Origin of the sequence: Paraburkholderia sp. 31.1 (assembly GCF_014397645.1) — a bacterium.
GTDB classification, from domain to species: Bacteria; Pseudomonadota; Gammaproteobacteria; order Burkholderiales; family Burkholderiaceae; genus Paraburkholderia; species Paraburkholderia tuberum.
This window is the reverse complement of record NZ_VZQN01000172.1, coordinates 1-907: the sequence shown is the minus strand read 5'-3', so window position 1 is coordinate 907 and position 907 is coordinate 1. Positions and strand designations below refer to the sequence as shown.

Annotated in this window: 2 protein-coding genes; both read left to right on the top strand. The window is 59.2% G+C overall.

The features are described 5' to 3' along the window. Positions 1-66 precede the first annotated feature (66 nt). Complete coding sequence (locus F6X37_RS35840) at positions 67-528, top strand: helix-turn-helix domain-containing protein (RefSeq protein ID WP_187614678.1); 462 nt, start codon at positions 67-69, stop codon at positions 526-528. Further along, on the top strand, positions 525-907 hold a 383-nt coding region (locus F6X37_RS35835; RefSeq protein ID WP_222945046.1), incomplete at its 3' end, for a transposase. The genes F6X37_RS35840 and F6X37_RS35835, both read left to right, overlap by 4 nt.

The window sequence follows — 907 nt, the reverse complement described above, 5'->3', positions numbered from 1 at the left end:
TAAGTGTTGCTGGTAAACGCGTTTGAATTTTGTTAACTTCGGCGACCCCATTGCGCCGGAGTCCAGATGAAGTGTGTTGTAGAGCTGAGCGAAGCCGAGGAAAAGACCTTGCAACAGATGTCGTTGAACCACCAGCATCGCGACATGCGCACCCGGGCCGCGGGCGTGATGATGCTCGGCCGCAAGATCAAACTGACTGAAGTGGCTGCGCAGCTCGGCGTGAGCGGGCAGTCGGTCTACAACTGGGCGCACGCGTGGCGGGAATCCGGCATATGTGGGCTGCTGGTCGGTCATAAAGGCGGACGTCCCCGTTCGTTGTCTGAAGCCATGATCGCCACCGCCATCGAGGCGGCCAGCGCCGAATTGATGACTCTCAGACAGATTGCGCAGCGCGTTGAAGAAGCTCACGGTGTGCCGTTTCCCTGCCGCCTGGATACCTTGTCGACTGCGCTCAAACGAGCGGGGTTTTCCTACAAACGTGGTCGCTATTCGCTCAAAAAAAGCGTAACCCCGAGGAGTTCGCCGTGAAGGCCTCCACCCTCGCGAAGCTACAGCAGGCCGCACTCGACGGTGCGTGCCAGCTGTTCTACTTCGATCAATCCGGGTTCAGTGCTTCGCCCCCGGTGCAGCGCGGCTGGTCGCCCATCGGCGAACCGCATCGTGTGTTCCCGCAACCGCACTGCAAACGCTCCGTCCTTGGTGCACTGGATTTCGGCGCCAACCTGCTGACGTATCACACCAGCAAGACCACGATCAAACGCCCCGATGTCGTGCAATTCCTTGAGCAGATCGCGCGGAAAAGCGCGCCCGGTCTGACGACGGTAGTGGTGCTCGACAACGCCTCGATCCATCACAACATCGATCAGGAAACAATCGACCGATGGTTTCTCGAACATCGCATGGTGCT

Bases quoted from the DNA above. Each gene is read 5' to 3' on its own strand.
- F6X37_RS35840 (WP_187614678.1), top strand. From the start codon at position 67: ATGAAGTGTGTTGTAGAGCTGAGCGAAGCCGAGGAAAAGACCTTGCAA.